This window comes from Corynebacterium riegelii (genome assembly GCF_001263755.1).
GTDB lineage: Bacteria > Actinomycetota > Actinomycetes > Mycobacteriales > Mycobacteriaceae > Corynebacterium > Corynebacterium riegelii.
The window spans coordinates 2,418,003-2,440,750 of record NZ_CP012342.1 but is presented as its reverse complement, the minus strand read 5'-3'; the positions used below and the strand labels follow the sequence as shown (position 1 = coordinate 2,440,750).

Genomic DNA, 22,748 nt, shown 5'->3' with positions numbered 1-22,748 from the left:
TCTTATGGACGTTTCGTGGTGGCAGGCGGCGCTGTTCGTCCTAGATTTTGCGATCAAGCTGGTCATGATCGGTATCGTGCCGGGCGGGCGCAAACCGTCCAGCGCCAACGCGTGGCTGCTGCTCATCCTGTTTGTGCCCGTGATTGGCCTGCCGTTGTTCCTGCTCATGGGCTCACGGATAGCGTCCCGGCGCCGCCACCGCATCCAGGTGGAAGCCAAAGAGGCCGTGGACAACATCCACACGGACATTCCGGATGAGCCCGGGTCTTTAAGCGGCGAGGCCTCCTCCATCGTGCGCCTCAACCGCACACTCACCGGCTACCCGGCGCTGGAAGCATCCATCCCCGCGCTGTGGACGGACTACGACATGACCATGCACCGCATGGCCGAACTCATCGACAACGCCCAACACGACGTAAACATCGAAATCTACGCCGTGGCCTGGGACGACACCACCGGCATAGTCTTCGAAGCCATCGAGCGCGCCGTCGCCCGCGGCGTCCACGTCCGCCTGCTATTCGACCACATCGGCTCCCAAAAATACCCCGGCTTCCGCAAGTTGAAGAAGCGCCTGACCGAAATCGGTGTGGACTGGCACATGATGCTCCCCCTCGCCCCACTGCGCGGCCGCTGGCGCCGCCCCGATCTTCGCAACCACAGGAAGCTTTTGCTTATCGACGCCAACGTCGCCCTCCTCGGCTCCTTCAACCTCATCGACCGCACCTATTTGCTACGCAGGCATAAGCGCGCGGGCAGGCAATGGATCGACGCATTCATCGAAGTGCGCGGACCCATCGTTGCGTCTTTGGAATCCATGTTCGCCGTGGACTGGTTCACCGAATCCGGCGAAGTCCTCGAACTGCGCTCCCCGCGCGAGATTGGTTCTGGTTCGGGTGCTGTTGGCGCTGGTGGCGCTTCGGGCGCTGGTGGCGGCGCTTCGGGCGCTTCGGGTGCTTCGTGCGCTGGCGCGAACGTCGTCCAGCTGGTGCCCTCCGGCCCCGGCTACCTGACCGAGCCGAACCTGCGCATGTTCAACACGATGATCCACCACGCGCGCGAACACCTGATCCTGTGTTCCCCCTACTTCGTGCCCGAAGACTCCATGCTGGAAGCCATCACCTCCGCCTGCTACCGAGGTGTGCGCGTGGACCTCCTCGTCGGCGCGAAGGCCGACCAGTTCATGGTCCAACACGCCCAATCTTCCTACTACGAGCAGCTTTTAAACGCCGGCGTCCACATCTGGGAATTCCCTGCCCCATATATCCTGCACTCCAAGTTCGTACTGGCAGATCCCGGTACCGAAGATGCCGTCGGCGTCATTGGCTCGTCCAACATGGACATCCGTTCGTTCTCTTTGAATTACGAATCTTCCCTGTTCATCGCCTCCGGCTCCCTCCTACCCGCGCTTCATCACTTAGCGTTGAACTACATCGCCGTCTCCCAAGAACTCCTGCCCCAGGTTTGGGAGCAGCGCCCCTGGTACCGACGCTACATCGACAACGTGATGAAACTGACCTCGGCGCTGCAGTAGGCCTGGCGCCGCTGCCTCGGCCCCGCCGCCGGCACTGCGGCTTCGGCTCTAGCGCTGCGGCTTCGGCCCCGCCGCTTCGGCCGGCCCGCCGCCGGTACTGCGCTGCCGACTGAGTCTCTGACAAATCTGACATTTCAGCACTCTTTGAAATTTCAAACGCCCAGGTCAGGGCGTTATCGCCGAAATCGCGTCGTCACATTTGTCAGTCGGCAGTGTGGGGTCCTGACAAATCTGACATTTCGGCACTCTTTGAAATTTTAAACGCCCAGGTCAGGGCGTTATCGCCAAAATCGCGTCGTCACATTTGTCAGAACCAACGGCCAATGGCCCACCCCAACGGCCAATGGCCCACCCCAACGGCCAAAACCAACCCCTAGGCGTCGCGCGCCGCGGTCAGCGCCACGCCAACGCCCCACACAGCAACCGCCCACACGGCGAACACGCCGAAGCCGTGCCAGACGGAGTCCCAGTAGGGGGTGGGCTGGTTGGTCATGAACGCGATGATGTTGCCAAACGGCATGAATTTGACCAGGTCAGCGCCAATGTTTGGGATCATGCCAACGATGGATTCCAGCACCAACAGCAGCGCCATGCCAATGACCACGGTGCCGGCGGTGTTGCGCACGATCCAGCCGATGCCCTGCACGAACAGGCTTACCAGCGCCATCCCCAGCGGCACGGCCCACATGGCGCGTTGCGTGGCGGGGTTGGTGGGCCAGTTGGCGGAGACGGGTGCGGTGAGATCCGCAAGCGTCAGCGCCGCCGCCAGCGCCACGGCGCACACCACGGCCGCCAACACAGCGCCGAGCACCGCTTTCGCTGCGGCAACTTTCCAGCGCTGTGGCGCGATGCGGAAGTTGGTGGCGGGGATGCCGAAGCGGTATTCGGTGGTCACCACCATGGATTGCTGAACGATCATGACGATGATGCTGGTCAGCGCTACCGTTGCAATGACGGTGACGGGAATGTACGGGATGGTGCCCAGGCGCGCGGTCCAGGCGAACAGCGCGCCATAGCCAGCGGCGATCAACACGGTCAGTCCGGAGGTCCACCAGAACGCGGCGGTGGTGCGCAGTTTGGTCCATTCGGCAGGCAGAAGATTAGTCACGGGAAGCCTCCAGAGCAGATGCAGATGCGGCGTATTGGGTGTGGCCTTCGGTGGATTGCATGTAGGCGTCTTCAAGCGAGGCGCGTCGCTCGCTCAGCTCGGCCAGTTGCACGCCGGCCGCGAACGCCGCCGCGCCGACCTCGTCGCTGGTCATGTTGGGCACTTCGATGGTTGGGCGCCCGTCGGCGTCGGTAGTCTCGGTGTACTCATTGAGTACCCCAAGGAGCTTTTGCTTATCGACGCCCACGCCAACCCTCACCACCGTCACCACCGCAGAGTTACCGCGGATGAATTCGGCGACGGACGTGTCGGCGACCAGCTTGCCCTTGCCGATGACGATGAGGTGGTCGGCGGTCTGCGCCATCTCTGCAAGCAGGTGCGAGGACACGAGCACGGTGCGGCCCTCGGCGGCAAAGGACTTCAGCAGGCCGCGGACCCAGCGGATGCCTTCGGGGTCCAGGCCGTTGACGGGTTCGTCGAGGATGAGAATTTCGGGATCCCCAAGCAACGCCGCCGCGATGCCGAGGCGCTGGCTCATGCCTAGCGAGAACCCACCGACGCGCTTGCCGGCAGCCTCCGAAAGGCCAACCAGCGAGAGCACTTCGTCCACGCGTGAGGCGGGCAACCCCGCCGCCTGCGCCTGCCACAACAAAGACGCACGCGCGGAACGATTCGGGTGAACACCCTTCGCGTCCAGCAATGCACCCACCGTGCGGGTGGGGTTGGTAAGGGCGGAATAGGGCGCGCCGTTGATAAGCGCAGTGCCCGCGGTTGGCTTGTCCAGGCCGAGGATCATGCGCATTGTGGTGGATTTACCTGCACCGTTCGGGCCCAAAAAGCCGGTGACGTGACCGGGTTGGACGCTGAAGGTCAGATCATCCACGGCGGTGACTGCGCCGTAGCGCTTTGTCAGGCCTTGTACTTCAATCATGCGGATTAGTATGCCCGACGCGTGCCAGAACCGTTGGCAGAGAGGCAGCGAAACCGGGGTGTAATGGCAGGGGCATTACACCCCGGGATGGAGCGGAAGCACCGGAAGCGGCTAACTCCTCCAGCGGGACCCAGCGCAGCTCCACGCTCTCCTCGTTCGCGGCAAACGGCAACCGAGACTCCGCCGACGCGATTACGGTGGTGTAGCTCCACCCCGGCACCTCGAAAGTGACCACGCTGTCCACCACCGTCACCAGGGAAGGGTCGATGCCGCACTCCTCTACCGTCTCGCGAAGAGCGGCTTCGGCGGCAGTTTCGTGGGAGTCGCGTGCGCCGCCGGGGATGCCCCAGGTGTCGCCGTCGGCGGTCCAGGGGGCGCGGTGTTGGAGGAGCACGTGGGCGTCGGCAAGCAAGAAGAGCCCTGCGGCGCCATGAAGGCCCCAGTATTTGTGGTTGTGGTGGTGGACCCAGCCGTTTCCGTCGCCAAGCATGAGCCCCACTGTATATTCTTGGGGAATGTTCGACGACGCCTGGCTTGATAGCGCCGAGACCGCAACGCGGCGGCGCTTTCAACTTGTGCGCATTCCGGCGGGGCTGGCGTCTACGCCGGGGCGGCTGGTGGCGATGATGCTGGTGCTTACGTTGGCGCTGCTTGCGGCCGGTTTTTCCATGAGCCAGTCCATTGCGGCAAGGCAGCGGGCGCTGGACACGCTGATTACGTCCACGGAGCCGATGGCGCATTCGGCGCACCTGTTGTACAACAGCCTGAGTCAGGCGGACACGATTTCCACCAACGCGTTTGTGCAGCCGGGGCTTCTGACGAAGGAGCAGATGGAGGCGTACGCGGCCAGTATTGACCGCGCGGCCGCCACGGCTGCCGATATTCATGAGGGCGCGGTGACCACGGTCGGCGGCGGCGCGGCGGCGGAGGCCACGCGCGAAATCATTACCAAGCAGGTGACGGATATCCAGCGTGACCTGCCCGTTTACACGGGGTTGATGGAGCGCGCGAAGGTGAATCAGCGCATTGGTAACCCGGTGGGTGTGGCGTATATGACGCAGGCCAGTTCCGTGATGCGCGACGGGATGTTGCTGAAGGCGGATCAGCTCTCGCGGCTCACCCAGGAGGAGGTGGCGCGTGAGATGCGTCGCCTGTCCGCGCCGCAGTGGGTGCCGCTCAGTGGCCTGTTTGCGGCGCTTGGGTTTTTGCTGGCGGCGCAGTGGGCGCTGTGGCGTGTGTTCCGCCGCCGCCTGAACAAGGGGTTTGTGGCGGCCACGGCGGCGATTGTGATTGCGGTTGGCTGGGTCAGCGCGTCCAACTACCAGGCGTGGGAGTCCGGGGCGGTGGGATTCCAGCGCGCGGCGGACCCGTGGCAGCAGTTGGCGCGGGCGCGTATTGAGGCCCAGGAGACCCGCACGGATGAGACGTTGGCGTTGTTGTCGCGGCGTTCGGTAACTAGGGCGTCCCAAAGCTTCGCGCTGACGGGCGCGCATATTCGCAGCGCGTTGGATGCGGCGGAGTCGCTGGGTGCGGAGGTGGATCCGGCGCGCGGCTACCTGTCCGCATGGTCGCAGGAGCACGCTGAGCTGGAGCGTTTGCTTGCCGACGGCCGATTCACCACCGCCATCGACCTAGTCAACGGCAGCACCGCCTACGCGGATTTAGATGCGCAGCTGCAGAAGCTGATTGACTTCTCGCGGGAGAACACGCGCGAGTTCATCAACGCCTCTTTGGATGCCACGCGCCTGGTGTCTACCGCGGTGGCGGGGTTGACGTTGTTTGCGGTGGCGTGCATTTGGGCGGGTATTCGCCCCCGGCTTGGGGAGTATTACCGATGAAGCGCCGTCTTGTGATTTCGGCTTGTGCAACGGCTTGTGCAACGGTTGCGCTCGTTGCAACCGCGTGCACAAGCCCCCCGCCGCCGCCTGCGGGCGACCCGCCGCTGTCCACGCGTGAGCCGCTGCGCCCACCCGGCGCGATCCTGGACCCGCCGGGTGTTGCACCGGAGGGCGAGTACGCCTCCACGCCTGAGGAGTGGGGCTGGCCGGGCTCCTTGCCGCCCGGGACGGAGGAGCAGCGCGACGGGCCGAATATGCAGCGCATTCGTGAGCGCGGCCGTGTGTTGGTGGGTGTGGATCAGTCGCAGTATTTGTTGAGTTACCGTGATCCCTCAGCAGGCGAGATGCGCGGGTTTGAGGTGGATCTGGCGCGTGAGATTGCGCGTGACATTTTCGGCAGCGCTGACCATGTGGAGTTCCGGTTTGTGGAGTCCGCCTCGCGTGCAGAAGCGTTGCGTTCGGGGGATGTGGACATTGTGATTCGTACGATGTCGGTCACACCTGATCGTGCGGAGATAGTGTCCTTTTCCACGCCGTATCTGACGTCGTACGTACGGATGCTCGCCCCGCGCGACAGTGACGTGGCAAGCCTGGATGATCTGCCGGGCAAAACGGTGTGCGCGGTGGACGGCACGAACCTGCTGAACCTGGTGCGTGAGAAGGTGCCGGAGTCTGAGGTGCTGCGCACGCGTTCCTGGTCCGATTGTTTGATGGCGTTGCAGCAGTACCAGGCGGACGCGGTGATTGGGGATGACACGCTGCTTGCCGGCATGGTCGCCCAGGACCCCTTGATGCAGATTTTCCCAGAGCGGCTTGCGGAGCAGCGCTACGCCGTGGGCGTGGGCCTGGGCAATGATGATGTGGTGCGCCAGGTGAATTTCACGATTGAGCGCTTGCGTAGCGACGGCACCTGGACCCGCATGTACAACCAATGGCTGCGCACCTCACTTGCAGAGTCGTGGCTGCCGCGGCAGATGTACGCGAAGGAGGATGAAGCGCAGTGAATTCCCAGCACGACGAGCCCACGCAGGCGGTGCACTTCGACCCGTTCGCGGATGACCCAGCCGAGCCGGCAGACCCGGCTAACCCAGACGAGCCGGCAGAGTACCCCGGCACGGAAGCCGTCGCCTTCGACCCGTTCACGGATGATGAGGATGACTTCCACGACGAGCCGCTTGGAGACATGGCTGGTCTGCTCAAGGAGATGGAAAGCCAGCGCTCACGGCTCAAAGCGTTGGATACGTTCCGTGAGCGTCGTGGTGCCCGGCGCGCCAGCCGTGTGGTGGCGGACGGCATGGTGGAGTTGCCGTGGGTCACACCGACGGTGCCTGCGGAGTCGCTGATCAACCCGCAAGATTCGAAGGCCGCTCCCCCGGCGCTGAAACCGGGTGACATGGTGGCGAACCAGTACGAGATCATGGGCGTGATCGCCCACGGTGGCATGGGCTGGATTTACTTGGCGCAGGACCATTTCGTTGCGGGTCGTGTGGTGGTGCTTAAGGGTTTGCATTCCACGACGAATGCGGACGAGGCGGCGGCCGCTGCCGCGGAGCGTGAATTCTTGGCGGATATTACGCACCCGGGGATTGTGAAGATCTTCAACTTCATTGATGATCCGCGCGTTCCGGGTGGGTTTATTGTGATGGAGTATGTGGGTGGGCCGTCTTTACGCAGCCGGCGCACGCAGCCTCTGGAGCCGGATGTGGCGATTGCCTACATGCTGGAGGTGCTGCCTGCGCTGGGGTATCTGCACAGCCGCGGGGTGGTGTACAACGACCTGAAGCCGGATAACGTGATTGTCACCGAGGACCAAGTGAAGTTGATTGACCTGGGTGCAGTCTCCGGTATCGGTGCGTATGGCTATATCTACGGCACGCGCGGCTTCCAGGCGCCGGAGGTGGCAAGTGATGGTCCGTCGATTGAGTCGGACATTTACACCGTGGGCCGCACCCTTGCGGCGTTGGTGATTGATCTGCCCTCTCAAGATGGCGTGTTTGAGCACGGCATTCCTTCGCCAACCGATGAGCCGCTGTTTCGCCGCTACACCTCGCTCTACCGCGTGCTTGCGCGTGCGTGTGATCCGGACCCGGAGCGCCGCTTCCACTCCGCGCACGCGATGGAGCTGCAGCTGCTTGGCGTGTTGCGTGAGGTGCTGGCGATCCGTGACCAGGTGACGTTCCCCGCCCAGCATTCGCTCTTCTCCCCGCAGAGAACCACCTTCGGCACCAAGCACTTGGTGTTTCACACCGACCAGCTTATCGACGGCATCACGCGCACCGTCGAAATCACCCCACCCGAAGTAGTCGCAGCACTTCCCTCCCCGCTGATTGACCGCCACGATGTGGGTGCTGCCATGCTGCAAGGTTCCTCCTACGCGGAGCCGCAGGAAACGCTTGAGATGCTGCGCCAGGCGATGCGGACCCCGCAGTACGAAGAGTCCATGGAAATCCCATTCGGTGTGGTGCGCACCATGTTGGACCTGGGGCTAACGGCGCAGGCGCGCAACTGGTTGTCCTCGTTGGACGAGCGCTACGGGCGCAATTGGCGCTACCACTGGTACTCCGGCGTGGTGGATTTGCTGCAGGAGGATTTCGTGGCGGCGCAGCGGGACTTCTCCGTTGTGTTGGAGATCCTGCCTGGTGAGGCCGCGCCGAAGCTCGCCCTTGCCGCCACCGATGAGCTGCTGCTGCAGCGCTCCGGAGCGAACACGAATGAGATGCTGGATGACACGTTGGCGCGCGCGAGTGCCGGTTTGAGCAGTTCGCTTGCAGACGTCCCGACGTCCTTCTTCCACAACCTCACCCAAGAGGGATTGCTGGATCCCACCTGGACGATGGTGGCGGATAGCCCCGCGATGCTTCGCTTCCACGCCATGCGTTTGTATGCGTTGGTGTGGGCGGCGAACCCGACGACGGTGTCGTCCGCCTTTGGGTTGGCGCGACAGCTGATGCACGAAGGCGAGGTAGAGCTTGCGGTTGCTGCGTTGGATAGGGTGCCGCAGTCTTCACGGCACAACCGGATGGCATCCCTGACGGCAATTTTGTGCCTGGTGAATCGTGAACTGACGGAGTCTAGGATCCGGACGGCGGCGCGCCGGCTGGAAGAGATCCCGAATACGGAACCGCGTTTCTTGCAGGTGAAGATCTTCGTGCTGCGCGCGGCGTTGACGTTTTTGCGTGATAACGGTGTGTCTGCCGCGGCGTCTGCAAAGCCGTTGTTTGAGTATGACTTCACGTTGCGGGGGCTTCGCCGCGGGCTTGCCATGACGCTGCGGGAGCAGGCGCGTGTGGCGCCGTACGCGAAGCACCGCTACGCGCTGGTGGACATGGCGAACAAAGTTCGGCCCTCGACCTGGTTCTAAGTTTTGGCCTTGCCTGGCTCTGGGGTGGGGATACCCCTTTCCGCGAGAGTCACACTTTTTGTGAGTAGATGCTCGGTCAGAGCGTCGAAAATCCGAAACCCACCCCTCTGACCGAGCATCTATTCACTATTTTTGAGGACAGACGTGTTGAAGGTCAGGTTGGCTAGATTTATTCACTCTAAACAGCATCGCTCTTTGACACACTGCAACTACAAACAATTCAAAGACTTCCGAACTATTGACATTGCAGCATGCTTTTCCGAGTGGTAGATTCACCGTCGTAGGCCAGGGTTGAGCGCAAGCAAGAATGCCCCGGGCAGCAACTCCGTAAGGTCTCCTTGACAACAAGGAGACCTTACGCGTTTCTATACTCAAACTCATGCTGCTCGCCTACATCGACGAAATAGGACAGTCCGGAGCATTTGTGTCTCCTGACCACAAACGCTTCAACGACAGCCCTGCGTTCGGGTACGGCGGATTCGTGATCCCAGAAGAAGCAGCTCGAGAATTAGGCGCAAAATTTGCCAAAATAAAGCAAGAGGCCTTTGCCAAAGAAATTAAAGAGGCTGCAAATCCCGGGCGATGGGAAAAGAAGGGAGCAGACCTACTTTTCGCTGGCGTAAACGAAGCTCGCCCACTAAATGTACGGATACTCGCAAGTCTCTTCGGAGAAATCGCACGTCTCGGAGGCCAACTCTTCTACTACGCCGAAGAAAAACCGTTAGGCACTCCCAAACAAGTCAATACTGGCCCTGAGGAATTCCGGCAACGCGAAGAAACAGCCATGCGGGAAACCCTGAACAGACTTGCACGGCACGCAGACTACAACAGCTCCAACATCCTCGTCATGATGGATCAGATTAACGAGAAATCAAGGAAGCAGCGCTTGCCTGCAATGTACGCACACATATACCGACGAAGCCAAGACTTCAAAGAGATGCGCAGGATCGTAGAGCTACCCATGCACATAGACAGCGAGAACTCAACTAACATTCAACTCGCCGATTGGGTTTGCGCATTCGTAAAGCGGGCGATCGATAACCAACTTGTGAAAGACTCGCGATACCAGTGGATCCCACTATCCGTAGCGGCCGATGCTGCGAATGGGCATTTTACTTACGAGTCAAAGCTTCGCCTATATGAGCGGTCAATAAGCGACTTTAACCATTCCCAACTCATCTATCCGGGGGCCAGACCCATGTTTGTCAACCAGGGCGGATACAGTTTGCGTGATGACCACATCGTTCAACTCGAGAGAATTCGTGCAGCAGCCCGAACACAAAAATGAGCATCCAGTTGACTCCTCAAATTAGGAGACTGCGGTAGCCTGTCACAAGGCAATACCAAGTTGAAATGTCGAAAGAGGCTTCTCCATAGCAGCACCGTGAATGCCTGGTAGCAGACACCGAATCGGACGAGTGAAGCGGGGAGGATCCCCCCTCCTCCGCAAATGCATCTGGCCCCACAGGGGTACGCACACCATCGAGAGCGCGCAGAGCGCCACGGAGCTCGGACATGCTTACGGGTTGGATTAGGGGATGCGGCCGAGGGCGAAGTTGACCACGCGGCTGGGGTCTCTCCTGTAGGTGTCGAGACCCACGGTGACGTCCCGATAGCCCATGAACTGGCTGGGAGAGGTCACACTGATTCGGTGCGGGCCGTTCTCAAGAATGCGCAGCGACGTCCGTCTGTTCACCACCAAGGGAACGGTGTTGTACGCCTGGTCAATGACGTTGACGGCAACGTCTGCTCGTTGCTCTATCAAGAGCGCGCGAACTTCGCTCATTTCTTTGAGGCCGGTTTGGCCTGGGCGGGAGTGTCGCCAAACGGGCTCGATGCGTTTGGTCCACGGGCCGGCGAGTCGGCTGTAGCGTTCCGGGATCTCGGTTTCGGCGCCGGTTTCGGCGGGGGTTGCTGTGGAGGCTTCTGTGGGATTTTGGGTTGTGGGGAGGTTGCGGAGGGTGTCGGCAGTAATGAGGCCCTCAGCGAAGCTGCCGCGCTTGATCACGCCTGCCAGGGCCATGACGGCGTTGACGGTGCGGACCCCGTGGATATCCAGGACGTCTTCGGCTTCGATCTGGTCGCGCACGTACACCGTCCGATGCGGCCAGGCGTCTTTGCGCAGCACGTTGTTGGAGAGCAGACCCAGCTCCACCGTGGTGGGGTTCTTCACCGCCAGGCCTAAGACTAGGGCCGCTGACTTGCCCACGAGTACCGCTTTTCGCGTGTTCAGGACCGTGGCCATGGCGATGGCGAGGTAGTGGCCTTCCATGGTGAGGGTTTCTGCAAATGAGCGTTGCATGTAGATGCTGCCGGAGACGCGAATCAGGTCGCGGGTTTGGGCGGCGGCGCGGACGTCGGCGGTGCCGTCTGCACGCCAGCGGGTGTCAATGAGCTGGCAGCGGATCTCCTGGAAAAGCGGGTGCATATTCGAACTATGGCGGAGGTTGGGGTACCCCGCAAGCGGATCCTTGTACTTTTTGTGAGTAGATGCTCGGTCAGGGGCTTGAGTTTCTGCTTTTCGACGCTCTGACCGAGCATCTATTCACTAAAAGTGTGAGCCTCGCGCAAAGCTATACCCCCGACCGGGAGGGGCCGGGGCAGCGGTTGGGCCAGCCGGGCAGGGCTAGGCGGGCTGAGCCGGCCGGGGGCTAGGCGGGCTGAGCCGGCCGGGGGCTAGGCGTGCCGAGCCGGCCGGGGGCTAGGCGTGCCGAGCCGGGTTGGGCTGGGAGGCGCTAGGCGTAGCGGGCGGCGACGGCGGCGGCCTTTTGGGCGATCGCCAACTCCTCGTTCGTCGGTACCACGAGCACCTTGACGCGGGAGGATTCGGTGGAGATGATGCGCGGGCCGTCGTTGGGTAGGTCGTTGAGCTCGGGATCGATTTCAACGCCGAAGTTCTCCATCGTGTCCAACGCGTCGCGGCGGACGAACTTGTCGTTCTCGCCAACACCGGCGGTGAACGTAATGGCGTCCACGCGCCCAAGGGCAACCATGTAAGAACCGATGTAGCGGCGCAGCTGGTTGATGTACACGTTGTAGGCCAGCCAGGCGTTTTCGTCCTCGTTCTCAATCATCTGGCGCAGCTCGCGGAAGTCGTTGACACCCGAGAGGCCCTTTACGCCGGATTGGCGGTTGAGGAGGTTATCGATTTCGTCGATAGTCATGCCGCCCTGGCGCACCAAATGGAAGATGATGCCCGGGTCAATGTCGCCCGAGCGGGTGCCCATGACCAGGCCGGCGAGCGGGGTCAGGCCCATCGAGGTGTCAATAGGGTGGCCGTTTTCCACCGCGGAGGCCGAGGCACCGTTGCCAAGGTGCAGCACGATCTGGCGGGTATGGTGCGGGTCGCGACCAATCAGTGCCGGGACCTGGGAAGACACGAACTCGTGCGAGGTGCCGTGGAAGCCGTAGCGACGGATCAGGTTGTTCTCTGCAACCTCGGCGTTAATGGCGTAGAGTGCCGCGGCTGGCGGGAGGTTGCGGAAGAAGCCGGTGTCAAACACCGCCACGTGCGGGATGTTCGGCAGGAGTTCGCGGGCGACCTCAATGCCGTCAATGTTCGCCGGGTTGTGCAGCGGCGCGAGTGGGATGAGGGAGCGAATCATGTCCACCACCGGATCCAGGATCAGCTCCGGCTCGGAGAACACCATGCCGCCGTGGACCACGCGGTGCCCACAGGCAACCAGGTCGAGCTGGGTGGGGCCGATGCCCTTGGAATCCAGGAGACGGAACGACTCCTGCAAACCAACCGTGTGCGTGGGGATTGCACGCTGGACAACCCACTTGTCATCGCCGTGCTTGATGGTGACGCGGCCCTGGGGCTCACCAATCTGCTCCACCAAGCCGGAGACAAACGGGGCGTCCGACGCCGAAGCAGTTGGGTCAACAATCTGGAACTTGACCGAGGAGGAACCCGAGTTAATAACCAGTACGTATGCCATTTACTGTGCTCCTGCCTGGATTGCCGTGATGGCAACCGTGTTCACAATGTCTGCAACCGTCGCACCACGAGAGAGGTCATTGACCGGCTTGTTCAGGCCCTGCAGCACCGGGCCAACGGCCAGGGCGCCGCCGGTACGCTGCGCGATCTTGTAGCCCGCGTTGCCGGCCTCCAAGTCGGGGAAGATGAACACGTTCGCGTGTCCTGCCACAGGCGAATCGGGAGCCTTCTTGGCGCCAACTCCTGGGTCGCAGGCGGCGTCGAACTGCAACGGGCCGTCGATAAGCAGGGTGCTCTCAGCGGACCTTGCAACCTCAACGGCGGCTGCGGCGCGCTCCACATCCGGGCCTGCGCCGGAGGTGCCGGTGGAGTACGACAGGATGGCAACCTTCGGGTCAATACCGAACTGAGCTGCAGTTTTGGCGGAGACGACCGCGATCTCACCGATCTGCTCGGCGGTGGGGTTGGGATTGACCGCGCAGTCCCCGAACGCCCAGAGGCGACCCTGCATAACCATCAAGAAGATCGAGGAGACGACCGTAGCACCCGGGGCGGTCTTGATGATCTGGAACGATGGCTTAATCGTGTGCGCCGTGGTGTGCGCAGCTCCGGAGACCATGCCGTCTGCCAGGCCCTTGTGCACCATCATCGTGCCGAAGTAGGAGACGTCCTTGACCGTCTCGCGAGCCTGCTCCAAGGTAACCCCCTTGGATTTGCGCAGTTCTGCGAAGTCCGCCGCGAACTCTTCAATGAGCTCAGACTCCAAGTGGTTCAGCAAGTGAGCCTGTGATAGGTCGAGGCCGAGGGAGGTGGCGCGGGACTGCATCTCGCCGACGTTGCCAAGAATCGTGATCTCCGCAACCCCATGCTTAAGCAACTGGTGGGCAGCCTGCAAAATGCGATCATCCTCACCTTCCGGCAGGACGATGTGCTTGCGGTTGGCCTTTGCCTGCTGGAGCAGCTGGTGCTCGAACAGCGCGGGGCTCATGACCGGCTTGGTCTCCACCTGGGTGGGTGTGAAGGTGGCGAACGCATCGCCAGTGATTTGGGCGGCGATGGCGGCACCCCGCTCCCCCACGCGATCCGCGGCGAGTGTTGCGGCGCGGTCATCGGCGGTGACCAGGATGACCGGTACGCCGAGTGCGGCGGCAACCTCAGCGTCAAAGTTGTAGTCACCGCTACCCTGATACAGGCGCAGCTCATCGGGGTTGTGGGAGGCAATAACGGCAGCCACCGACTCACCCTGCACCTGGGTGAGGGTAAGGCCCAAGCGTTCAGCCAGGGCATCAAGGTCAAGGCCTTCGAATGTGCGGTTGGCAACAGTAACAAGCAAGGACTGTCGTTGAGTCATGCGGCCAAGTCTACCGGCCAACGCCACATGCTTCGCAGGGAAACGTGCGGGGGATTTTGGTGAGAAAGGTTACGCGGGATCCGTAATAGCGCGCGATGTGCGCGGTACGTAAGTTTCGAGCAAATATCCCATTACCCGTTCCTTCTAACGATGGTCAGTGGCATCAAGGCCGCTAACCACCGGAATGGGATCAAGCGGCAAATCGCCAACCTCCTCGATGAGGCCGCCGCTTATTCCGTGCGCCTCCTGATATTCCCGCAACCGTGACACCACGGCGCCAAAGTCTTCACCTAAAGGTCGGAGAAGAAGCCCTTCAGGCACTTTCTCAATCGTTGCGTTGTCTGTTTCGATCCGCAGTGCTGCTGGGATTCTTACAGCCTGGCTTGTGCCTAACTCAAAAACCGTTGTCCGCAGTCGTTCGGCGTATGTACTCCCTGTCATGGCAAGCTCACCTCCATTCACAATGTTGGATAGTCACGAGAATATATCTCCTGTACTGCACAAACAAGGACCTTGACCAAATGATCTGTTCGTAGTTGGCCACAATGACTGACCACTCGCGGTACCAACTACCCCAAATCGGCACGCCCACACATACATCATGGCTCTTCCGTTGGCGGTTCGCCGGAACACGTGCCTTTTTCGTAGCTGCTTTCAAGAGCTCAACGTAGCCCTTTCGACGACTCTCCTGAAGGCCTATGCTGCGTTCACAATACGCACACCTATTTCCCTGCTTCTGCAGCAAATACTTCCGCAACTCTTTGAAGCGTATCTTTTGGCAAGTCATCAAATCGCACCCCTTGGTGGGCCAGATGGTCCAGCTCTGCGGGATAAGACTTCACATCAGCGTGGCAAAACATTTATTCTGCGCTTTCAAACGCAAGGATCGCATCAGCTTCTTGTAGCAACTCTTCCCACTCCGCTCCCCCGAGCTTTGCATCGAGATCTGCTCGCAGTTCTTGCGCGGCCTCGGTGAGACCATCTCCGGCATACACCATGCTGATATATGTATCGAGTTCGCGCCGCACTGGCACCGGAGGTGACGCATCAGTTCCCTGAATACGTTCCAGCACAACTTCTGGACGCAAGCCTTCGGCGTAACTGGGTACTACGACGTCTCCGTCCACGCTGATAGCCCGGATCTTTTCGGCCTCTACCGTTGCGATGACCTGCGGACTGTGAGAACTCAGCACCCACTGCACCGCTGGAAACAGCGCGCGTAATTGAGGAACGATGAGGCGCTTCCAACTCGGGTGCAAATGAAGGTCAATCTCATCTACAAGCACTATGCCTGGGGTTTCCCGCAACACTTCCTCCGCGGATAAGTGCGGGTTTGCACGGGTCATCCTGCTGGCGATATCCAGCGCTAGGCCTACGGCAGTTTTTGCGCCTGACGGCAGCTCATTAAGTGGTCGGAAGCCCTGCTTGGGATGTTTCATTGCCATCTGCTTGGAAACTGGGTCCCACCGCAGCTTCTTCCACTCCAACGGCTCAAGCATGCTCTCAGCAGCTATTTCCATGGCTTTGTACTGGCGCATCGCCCCTGCTGGGACCTCATCGCCCATACTGGCAGCTCTGATGATTTCACCGTCCAATTGCCGGAAATAGCTTGACACATAGTTCAGTCCCGCACGAGGATCGAGTGCCCAGTCATATGCGCTCCTACGGGAGAAGCGCACGTTTGACGTCAGGCGAACCTCTCCGGTCATTCGCTCCACCCCGTAAAAGGCAATTACGGGCAGTACAGTTTCTTTCGAATCCACCTTCCCGGCAGCAATTTGTCCCAACTCGTGAAAGTGGGTTTTCACCGGTTTTGCTGCAGAGGTTGTCTTACCTGAGCGACTGCCCCTAGAGCGTTGCCAGCTCATCTGCTGGCCATCAAAAATACCGTCTACCCGTAACGACACTGGAAACATCAGGTCGGAAGATGGTCTGCCTGTTGTCTGTTCCGCTTTGCTGTAGCGTTGGCGCACGTCTTCAATACGGATATTTCTTGCGCCTTTGGTGTCTCCAGCAAGTTCCCGCACTGGTTCCCACAGCGCCACAGCCAGTGCTTCCAAGATCGCGGTCTTACCAGAACCGTTTTTACCAATAAGCAGTGTGAGCTGGTCATCCAACTCTAGGCTCAAGTGCTCAAACACCCGGAAGTTCTCCACTTCCAGGGTGCGAAGGCACCACGAAGCGTCAGCTGTGGGCATTGCTATCCCTTTCGCTCAAATACTGCTTAATTTGAAAAACAGAGTAGCTAATGCACATCCTCCAAAACGGCAGCCAAACGCTGCGGCAAGCGCACCGCCGATCGCCAGCACAACGCTAACGATGATGCCAAGGGAGGTGCCTCTGCCGTCGTGCATACGGATGTGAAGGAACAGGCACAAACTCACCCCCAATTCAATAGATAGAAAAGGACCCCTGGTTGCGCTTCTTCGAGGGGCTTTACAGGGGGACTGTTGCGTTAAGTGTAGGTGGCGGAGTCAGAAAATATAAGTGTGCTTCCCATTGCGTTCGACCTGGATCGTTATGGGCGCAGGCTTTCCCGACCCTTCCAAGGGATGCGCCTAGGTCCCAAAAGATTCCCCTACAGACCAGCACTAATTGCGCAGACTCGCGGTACAAAGAAACCCCGGTGCCGCAGGGAGGTGATTCCCTACAACACCGGGGTTGCCAGTCCGTTACGAGTAACTGTTACTGCTTCTTGTCCTGCTTGTTGGAAGACAGCTCATGCGTCTTACCGGAAGAACCCTTCAGCTCAAGGTCCTTCACGGAGGAGTTCAAGCCGCCGTCCGGGGAGCAGTTGTCATAGATGAGCGTGCCAGCCAAGATACCTGCAGCAATCAGGGCGATACCAGCAGCAACCGTGGACAGGTCACCACCGACCTCCTTCAGGCGAGCATTGATCTCAGCAACCTGACCAGCCATCTGCGGGTTGAAGATACCCAGCTGCTGCTGAATCTGAGAGTTCGCCTGCTCCAGACGAGCCGAGACCTCATTAGCAATCGGGGTCACACCCGGGATATCCATCTGGGTAGCCAGACCAATCGGCAGCAGTGCAATCAGCGGCAGACCAAAGCCAAGGGAGGTCGCAACACACTTGCCAGTGTCGATGCCGACCTTCTCGGTCGTCTTATTACCAACACCGTCTGCAACGGTGACCTCATCGCCAGTCTTCAGATCCAGACCGGCCGGAACATCCACAGACCACTTGCCGTCCTTGCCGGTCTTGGTCTTAGCAGTCTTGCCGTTCGGGAAGGTGACGATGATGTCCTCACCCTCACGATCACCGGTACCGGAAATCTTCTTGTCGCCCGGCTTGATCTCGTTCACCTTCGGAGCAGTCTTGTCCTCAACCGTGACTTCGGTCGGGTTACCCGCCTCGTCAGTGACCGTGATCTTGTCACCGTGGTTCAGGTCCGTACCTTCCGGAACGTCAACAGACCAGTTGCCGTCCTTATCGGTGGTCGCCTCCTCCTTGGTGCCATCCGGGAAGGTCACAGTGACCTTCGAGTTCGGACGGTTGTCCTTACCAGTGATCTTCTTATCACCAGGCTTCACCGGATCCACAGTCGGTGCGGCCTCATCCGGCGTCGACTCCTCATCAGCAGGGTTAGAACCCTTCTCGATCTCGTCCTTGTTCGAGATACCGTCACCGTCGAAGTCGCCGTTCGGATCCAGCAGGGACTTGCCGTCCTTGCCAACCAGATCGAATTCAGCGGTTGCATCGTTGGTCGTGTCATCGTTGTAGGTGAAGTCAACATCTACCGACGGACGAACGTACGGAGTGAAGATCTCCTTGAACTTCTCCCAGCTGCTATCAATGTTCGGCAGCTCAGAATCGATCTTCTCAGCGACCTTGTCGTAGCCAGGAGCCGTTGCCTCAACAACACCGGTGTTCGGGACGGTGTTGAAGGTCCATTCGTCGGAACCAGCAGACGGCTTGCCCGTTGCTTCCTTCACAGGAACATCGGTCTTGCCCTCAAACGGATCAGACTTCTCGGTCTCGCCAGCCTTGACGTTCTTACGATCGCCGTAATCCGGAGTGTTCTTCGCGGCGTCAGACTCCGGGTCGAGGATCTTGATATCGATCTCACCCACCGGGTTACGGTTCTTGTCCCTGACGACAACCTTGCCATCCTGCGGCTCGGTACCCACCGGAACCGTCACCTTGATCTCACCAGTGTTCGGATCTACCTCAACCTTGGCATCTGGAATCTTGTTACCGTCCTTATCCAGAACGTCACCAGTCATGCCCTCAGTCGGATTCTTAACCTTGTCGTCCAAGGGCTTCGGCTCACCATTAGCCGGCACCTCATCGGTGCTGTTACCAGGAACAATCGATGGCGGAACAGAGTTCGGATCCTTCGGATCGGTACCGGCGTTCTTCTCATCCTCATCGGATACACCGTCACCATCATCATCGGTGTCGGTGATATCCGGGGTGCCGTCACCATCGGTATCACGCTGAATCGTGATTACCTTCTTACCCTCGGCAACCTTATTGTCATCCTTGTCCTTGATGACAGCCGTGACCTCAACGTCACGCTTTTCCTCTTCCTTACCCCAGTCAGTGATCTTGTCCGGGGTACCAGTGACCTCACCGGTCTCCGGGTTAACCTTCAGACCACCAGGCAGGTTCTCAACCTCAACCTTGCCGCCTTCCGGAACGTCCTTCGCGGTATCGAACGGCTTGATCGGCTTGCCCTCGATAACCGTCTCAGGCGTCGTGTTCACCGATGGGTTACCCGGAGTCTTGTCAGAGTTGTTGTCATCACGATCCTTCTCGTGACCATTAACCGGAACCTCAACCTTGACCTTGCCATCCGTCAGATCCGGATCCTCAACGACCACATTGATCGGACCATCAACGTCCTTACCCGGGGTGACCTCAATTTCACCAGTGTCCGGATTGATTACGACAGGGATATCCTTGCCGTCCTCATCCTTAGCGGAGACCTTGGTGTCCTTATCTGGGTTGTTGACGATGATGCCAGTGCCCTGCTTGTCCTCAGTCGGATCAACCGGCTTCACATTCGAATCATCAACCGTGGTCTTAGTGGGAGCAGCTTCTTCCTTCTTGACCGTGACCTTCGCCGTAATCGTCTCACGGGAGCCATCCGGGTACGTCACCAAAACCGGAATGTTGTACTCGCCGGCCTCTGCATCCTCAGGTGGCGTGAGCTTAATCTTTCCGTCCGGATCAACAGTGACCCAGTTGGGTGTATCGATCTGCTTGCCATTCGGATCGGTTACCTGAGTGACCTGCTTGAACGAAGTGCCCTCAGGAAGGTCCTTACCATCCTTATCCTGCGGAGCTGCCACTGTCGTGGTCTCTCCCACCTTCGCCTCAGCATCCTTGTATTGTGGCTCAAATTCACCGTTCTGGCGAACCTTGTCAACAGCAATGAAGGAGTCCTGAGCAATCACGACGCCGTAAGCGTTGACCAGCTGCGCTACGTACGTGCCGGGTTCTGCGAAGTCTGCGGGAGCCAGGTCACAGTTCTTAGCGTCTGCCAGGGTGTTGACCGGGCAATCTTCACCAATCTGCTTACCGTCCGGACCAATCCAACGGATCTTGTTATCACCAGAGAACGGGAGCGCGCCCGTCAACTTGACCTTCGCCGGCTCAAGGTTGTTGATGCCTTCCGGAAGGTCTGCCGGGTTGAGGAAGGAATCGTAATTAACGATGTCCAAGTGTGTGATGTCGGCCTGCACCTCAGCGAAGTTGATGTTGTACCAACGGTGGTTGGTAAAACTTGCGATGCCAACTGCGCCGTCGGAGTTCGGGTTCTCACCCGAGTTGGCATTTACACTTTGGAAGACAGGCGTGGGGAAGCCGCTGAAGGAGTTGAGGACCTTACCGTCCTTCTCAGCCCAGATGTACGTGTAATCCTTCATACGACGTCCGATGTCATCGCCCATGCGGATCGTGTAACGGCCATCCGCATTGGTTTCGGCACCAACGGTCTTAAGGATCGGCTCCTTGCCGTTCGCGCGCATGTTTTCGATCATGGCCTTGGTAGCGGCCGCCTGCTCACGGTACGGCTTATCGGCAATTGCCAGGCGCTCGAACTCCGCAATGCCTTCGTCGGAAAGAACCGAGGCATAGACCTTCGCACCCTCAATCGGCTGATCACCCTTCCAGAAATAAAGCGGGCCGACCTCGTTACGGTCCGGACCACCTTCCGCATCGGACCAAACCCTGCCGAAGTAGGAATAACGCGGAGCCTCAGTGCCGGAAGGCTTGTGCCAGCCTTCCTCATCCATGGAAAACTTCGGGCTCACCATGTAGGAGTTTTCCGAAACGCTCGGCGCGCGCTCCTCCAAGAACACACCGGTGCGCTGCATGTTGTTGCCCTCAAGGTAGAACGCACCGTTTGCCGTGCCCTGCGTGACAGGTGCCCACGCACCCGGAACGCCGCCACCAGCCTGACGAACGTAACCCAGGTCGTTGCCAGTTTCCTCATTCTTCAGCGGCGAATCAACCCAAATACGGTACTCCTGACCGCGCTTAGCGCGGAAGATGTGAGGTTTACCGTTAGCATCGACGAAGGAGTACTCGCCGCCCGGCACAGGACTGTCCGGGTGGGAAAGCAGATTACCCTCCTCGTCCTTCGCGCGAAGATCGAAGGCGTAGTTGCCGGCGGTATTGCCAAGCTGGTGGGACTTCGCGGTGTAGATCGGCGAAATCGTGCCATCAACGTCTTTGAACTGCAAGTACACCGTGGCATCGTTGATGCCCATAGTTCCCTTCAGGGAAGACGACGCACTCGTTTCCTTCAGGCCGATAACACCGGACAGCGTTGCGAAAGCGTTCGTCATATCGATTCGCTTTGTGACATAACCGTTCGCGATGCCATCCGCTTCGATCAACTTAGACGGATCCGTAGCCGGAGTAGCAGCAACCGTGCCCGAAGTCTGAGCATTAGCAACTGCTCCGAACTGCGGCGCGACAACCGGCTGAACAGCCGGCGCAACAAGCGCCAATGACAAAGCAGCAGCCGCGATGCTAGTGCCGCGGCGGCGGGTGATGTTCTTTCCTTGCATGTATTTCCCTCCAGGGATTAATGGTTTCAAGGTCCCTACGCCCACTTTTAGGCGCAGGGCTGATCGGAGAGTTGCGGCCAAACCGCCTCTCACCCACGTCATGCAAGGTTAGCCAGGGCAAAATATATACTCAATCTGGTGCGACTATTAGACATAGGAAACGTTTAGCTATACCTAAATTTTTGACCTGCAATAATTCAACTAACAGCAATCTCCAAAGAACCCCCAACTGACCTCCAAAGGTCCACAAATTCCGTTTCCATAACACGCATAACTTAGAAAAATCACAGGTGGATGGCAGCTTTTACCACTGGGGGACACGTCATCAAAACCGTTCGCACCCAGCGACGAAACAATTGACCCAAACTCACCCTATTCTGGGGGTATTCATGGCCGGTTAATCAGGACCGAAGATGAGCCCTACCCCATAGACAGCTCCTGGACCGAACGCCAGAAATCGCCGTGACGCCCCTAGCTCGTGGCCGAATCTAACCTCTCGGCAATTCGCTTTATCTGGGGGGTACATACACTTGTATCGACCATCTGTCAGTCGAGCCTGTTGCCGTCCATTTCAGGATCTTTATTGCCGCTGACACCATGCGCAACCGGCAAGCGCAGCATCACGTAGCGAAGGACGCAGTCCAGCAACGCCAGTTGCACTTTTCGCCTCTTGCGTCGACGATAAAAGTCCTCTCCCCACTGCCCCAGCACCGCTCAGTCTCTACATCACCGAGACAGTCAGCGACCGTGAATCGGCCCCACAAGCCGTCATGCTTACTACTGGGGAAATGCAGACGGCGGACAGATACAAAGATCATCGCCCTTATGGTGTATCTCTCGTTGAATTGTCCCAACATCCTGCTTCAGATCATTTGTGGTGCTTCCACCGGCCAGGCGTTGCTTGCTCCGTTTAGCGTTTCCCCTCGTTCCCAGATCGCTACTGTCGGCACCTTTTCATTTGCGAGTGTTTTTATCCAACACCCCCACAAGATAAAGCGACCCTGAGTCCCCCTCAAGACGGCACGTTGCATCAACCGCCAATAGGACCTTGTGAAAAACCTGCCATTTTCCTCAACCATCTGCCTGCACGACGCCGCCTTGTTAGGTCGTAACTGCTACCCAACTACGAAGACAAATCCGCCCATCCAATGCCTCAAGGTCCAGCAAAGTCGAGTCTCCGAAACCATAAATACGCGAAACCCCGGTGCCACAGGGAGGTGATTCCCTACAACACCGGGGTTAGCAGCTAGCTACAAGCAGCTACACGAAAGCGGTCCTACTTCTGAGCAGAGGGCTTCTTATCCTCACCCTGCTTCTTCGAAGACAGCTTGTGCGTCTTACCGGAAGAACCCTTCAACTCCAGATCCTTCACGGAAGAGTTGAAACCACCGTTCGGGGAGCAGTTGTCATAGATCAGCGTGCCAGCCAAGATACCTGCAGCGATCAAAGCGATGCCAGCAGCAACCGTGGACAGGTCTGCACCGACTTCCTTCAGGCGAGCATTGATCTCAGCAACCTGACCAGCCATCTGCGGGTTAAAGATACCCAGCTGCTGCTGAATCTGAGAGTTCGCCTGCTCGATACGACTCGAAACCTCATTAGCAATCGGGGTCACACCCGGGATATCCATCTGGGTAGCCAGACCAA

The 22,748-nt window shown here is 59.3% G+C and carries 15 protein-coding genes; 5 read left to right on the top strand and 10 right to left on the bottom strand.

Annotated elements, in window-relative coordinates:
* Positions 1-4: 4 nt before the first annotated feature.
* Positions 5-1,531, top strand: a complete 1,527-nt coding sequence (locus AK829_RS11475; RefSeq protein ID WP_052206065.1) for a phospholipase D-like domain-containing protein — start codon at positions 5-7, stop codon at positions 1,529-1,531.
* Between the two features lie 373 nt (positions 1,532-1,904).
* On the opposite strand, the gene AK829_RS11470 is transcribed toward AK829_RS11475, so the two are convergent.
* The 3 genes from AK829_RS11470 to AK829_RS11460 are packed head-to-tail and all read right to left on the bottom strand — an operon-like array spanning position 1,905 to position 4,060.
* Positions 1,905-2,639: an ABC transporter permease gene (locus AK829_RS11470; RefSeq protein ID WP_052206062.1), complete on the bottom strand. Its 735-nt coding sequence runs from the start codon at positions 2,637-2,639 to the stop codon at positions 1,905-1,907.
* Positions 2,632-3,570 (bottom strand): ABC transporter ATP-binding protein, encoded by a 939-nt coding sequence (locus AK829_RS11465; protein ID WP_052206060.1) that lies wholly within the window; start codon positions 3,568-3,570, stop codon positions 2,632-2,634. Before AK829_RS11465 ends, AK829_RS11470 begins: the two co-directional genes overlap by 8 nt.
* Complete coding sequence (locus AK829_RS11460; RefSeq protein WP_052206536.1) at positions 3,563-4,060, bottom strand: NUDIX domain-containing protein; 498 nt, start codon at positions 4,058-4,060, stop codon at positions 3,563-3,565. Before AK829_RS11460 ends, AK829_RS11465 begins: the two co-directional genes overlap by 8 nt.
* On the opposite strand from AK829_RS11460, the gene AK829_RS11455 reads away from it, so the two are divergent.
* The 4 genes from AK829_RS11455 to AK829_RS11440 all read left to right on the top strand — a co-directional run bounded on the left by AK829_RS11455 (position 4,059) and on the right by AK829_RS11440 (position 10,057).
* Positions 4,059-5,408, top strand: a complete 1,350-nt coding sequence (locus tag AK829_RS11455) for a hypothetical protein (RefSeq protein WP_145989943.1) — start codon at positions 4,059-4,061, stop codon at positions 5,406-5,408. The two genes, AK829_RS11460 and AK829_RS11455, sit on opposite strands and share 2 nt — an antisense overlap.
* Positions 5,405-6,412, top strand: coding sequence for a glutamate ABC transporter substrate-binding protein (locus tag AK829_RS11450; protein WP_052206056.1), 1,008 nt, complete (start codon positions 5,405-5,407; stop codon positions 6,410-6,412). Before AK829_RS11455 ends, AK829_RS11450 begins: the two co-directional genes overlap by 4 nt.
* Positions 6,409-8,769 (top strand): serine/threonine protein kinase, encoded by a 2,361-nt coding sequence (locus tag AK829_RS11445; RefSeq protein ID WP_052206054.1) that lies wholly within the window; start codon positions 6,409-6,411, stop codon positions 8,767-8,769. Before AK829_RS11450 ends, AK829_RS11445 begins: the two co-directional genes overlap by 4 nt.
* Positions 8,770-9,148: 379 nt before the next feature.
* Entirely contained in the window at positions 9,149-10,057 is a 909-nt protein-coding gene (locus tag AK829_RS11440; protein ID WP_052206051.1) for a DUF3800 domain-containing protein, read from the top strand.
* Positions 10,058-10,300: 243 nt separating this feature from the next.
* On the opposite strand, the gene AK829_RS11435 is transcribed toward AK829_RS11440, so the two are convergent.
* The 7 genes from AK829_RS11435 to AK829_RS11400 form a co-directional block, all read right to left on the bottom strand.
* Complete coding sequence (locus tag AK829_RS11435; protein WP_052206050.1) at positions 10,301-11,197, bottom strand: hypothetical protein; 897 nt, start codon at positions 11,195-11,197, stop codon at positions 10,301-10,303.
* Between the two features lie 307 nt (positions 11,198-11,504).
* The gene (locus AK829_RS11430; RefSeq protein ID WP_052206048.1) at positions 11,505-12,710 is read right to left on the bottom strand and encodes an acetate kinase; all 1,206 of its coding nucleotides are present in this window, start codon (positions 12,708-12,710) and stop codon (positions 11,505-11,507) included.
* Positions 12,711-14,060 carry a phosphate acetyltransferase gene (gene pta, locus AK829_RS11425; protein WP_052206042.1) on the bottom strand — a complete coding sequence of 450 codons (1,350 nt, stop codon included), beginning with the start codon at positions 14,058-14,060 and terminating at the stop codon, positions 12,711-12,713.
* A 144-nt stretch (positions 14,061-14,204) separates the two neighbouring features.
* Positions 14,205-14,522 carry an antitoxin gene (locus AK829_RS11420; protein ID WP_157045364.1) on the bottom strand — a complete coding sequence of 106 codons (318 nt, stop codon included), beginning with the start codon at positions 14,520-14,522 and terminating at the stop codon, positions 14,205-14,207.
* Positions 14,523-14,920: 398 nt separating this feature from the next.
* Positions 14,921-16,258 (bottom strand): AAA family ATPase, encoded by a 1,338-nt coding sequence (locus AK829_RS11410; protein WP_052206036.1) that lies wholly within the window; start codon positions 16,256-16,258, stop codon positions 14,921-14,923.
* A 487-nt stretch (positions 16,259-16,745) separates the two neighbouring features.
* Positions 16,746-21,101 carry a Rib/alpha-like domain-containing protein gene (locus AK829_RS11405; RefSeq protein ID WP_052206032.1) on the bottom strand — a complete coding sequence of 1,452 codons (4,356 nt, stop codon included), beginning with the start codon at positions 21,099-21,101 and terminating at the stop codon, positions 16,746-16,748.
* Positions 21,102-22,377: 1,276 nt separating this feature from the next.
* A partial coding sequence (locus AK829_RS11400) for a hypothetical protein (protein WP_198147772.1) occupies positions 22,378-22,748 on the bottom strand: 371 nt, incomplete at its 5' end.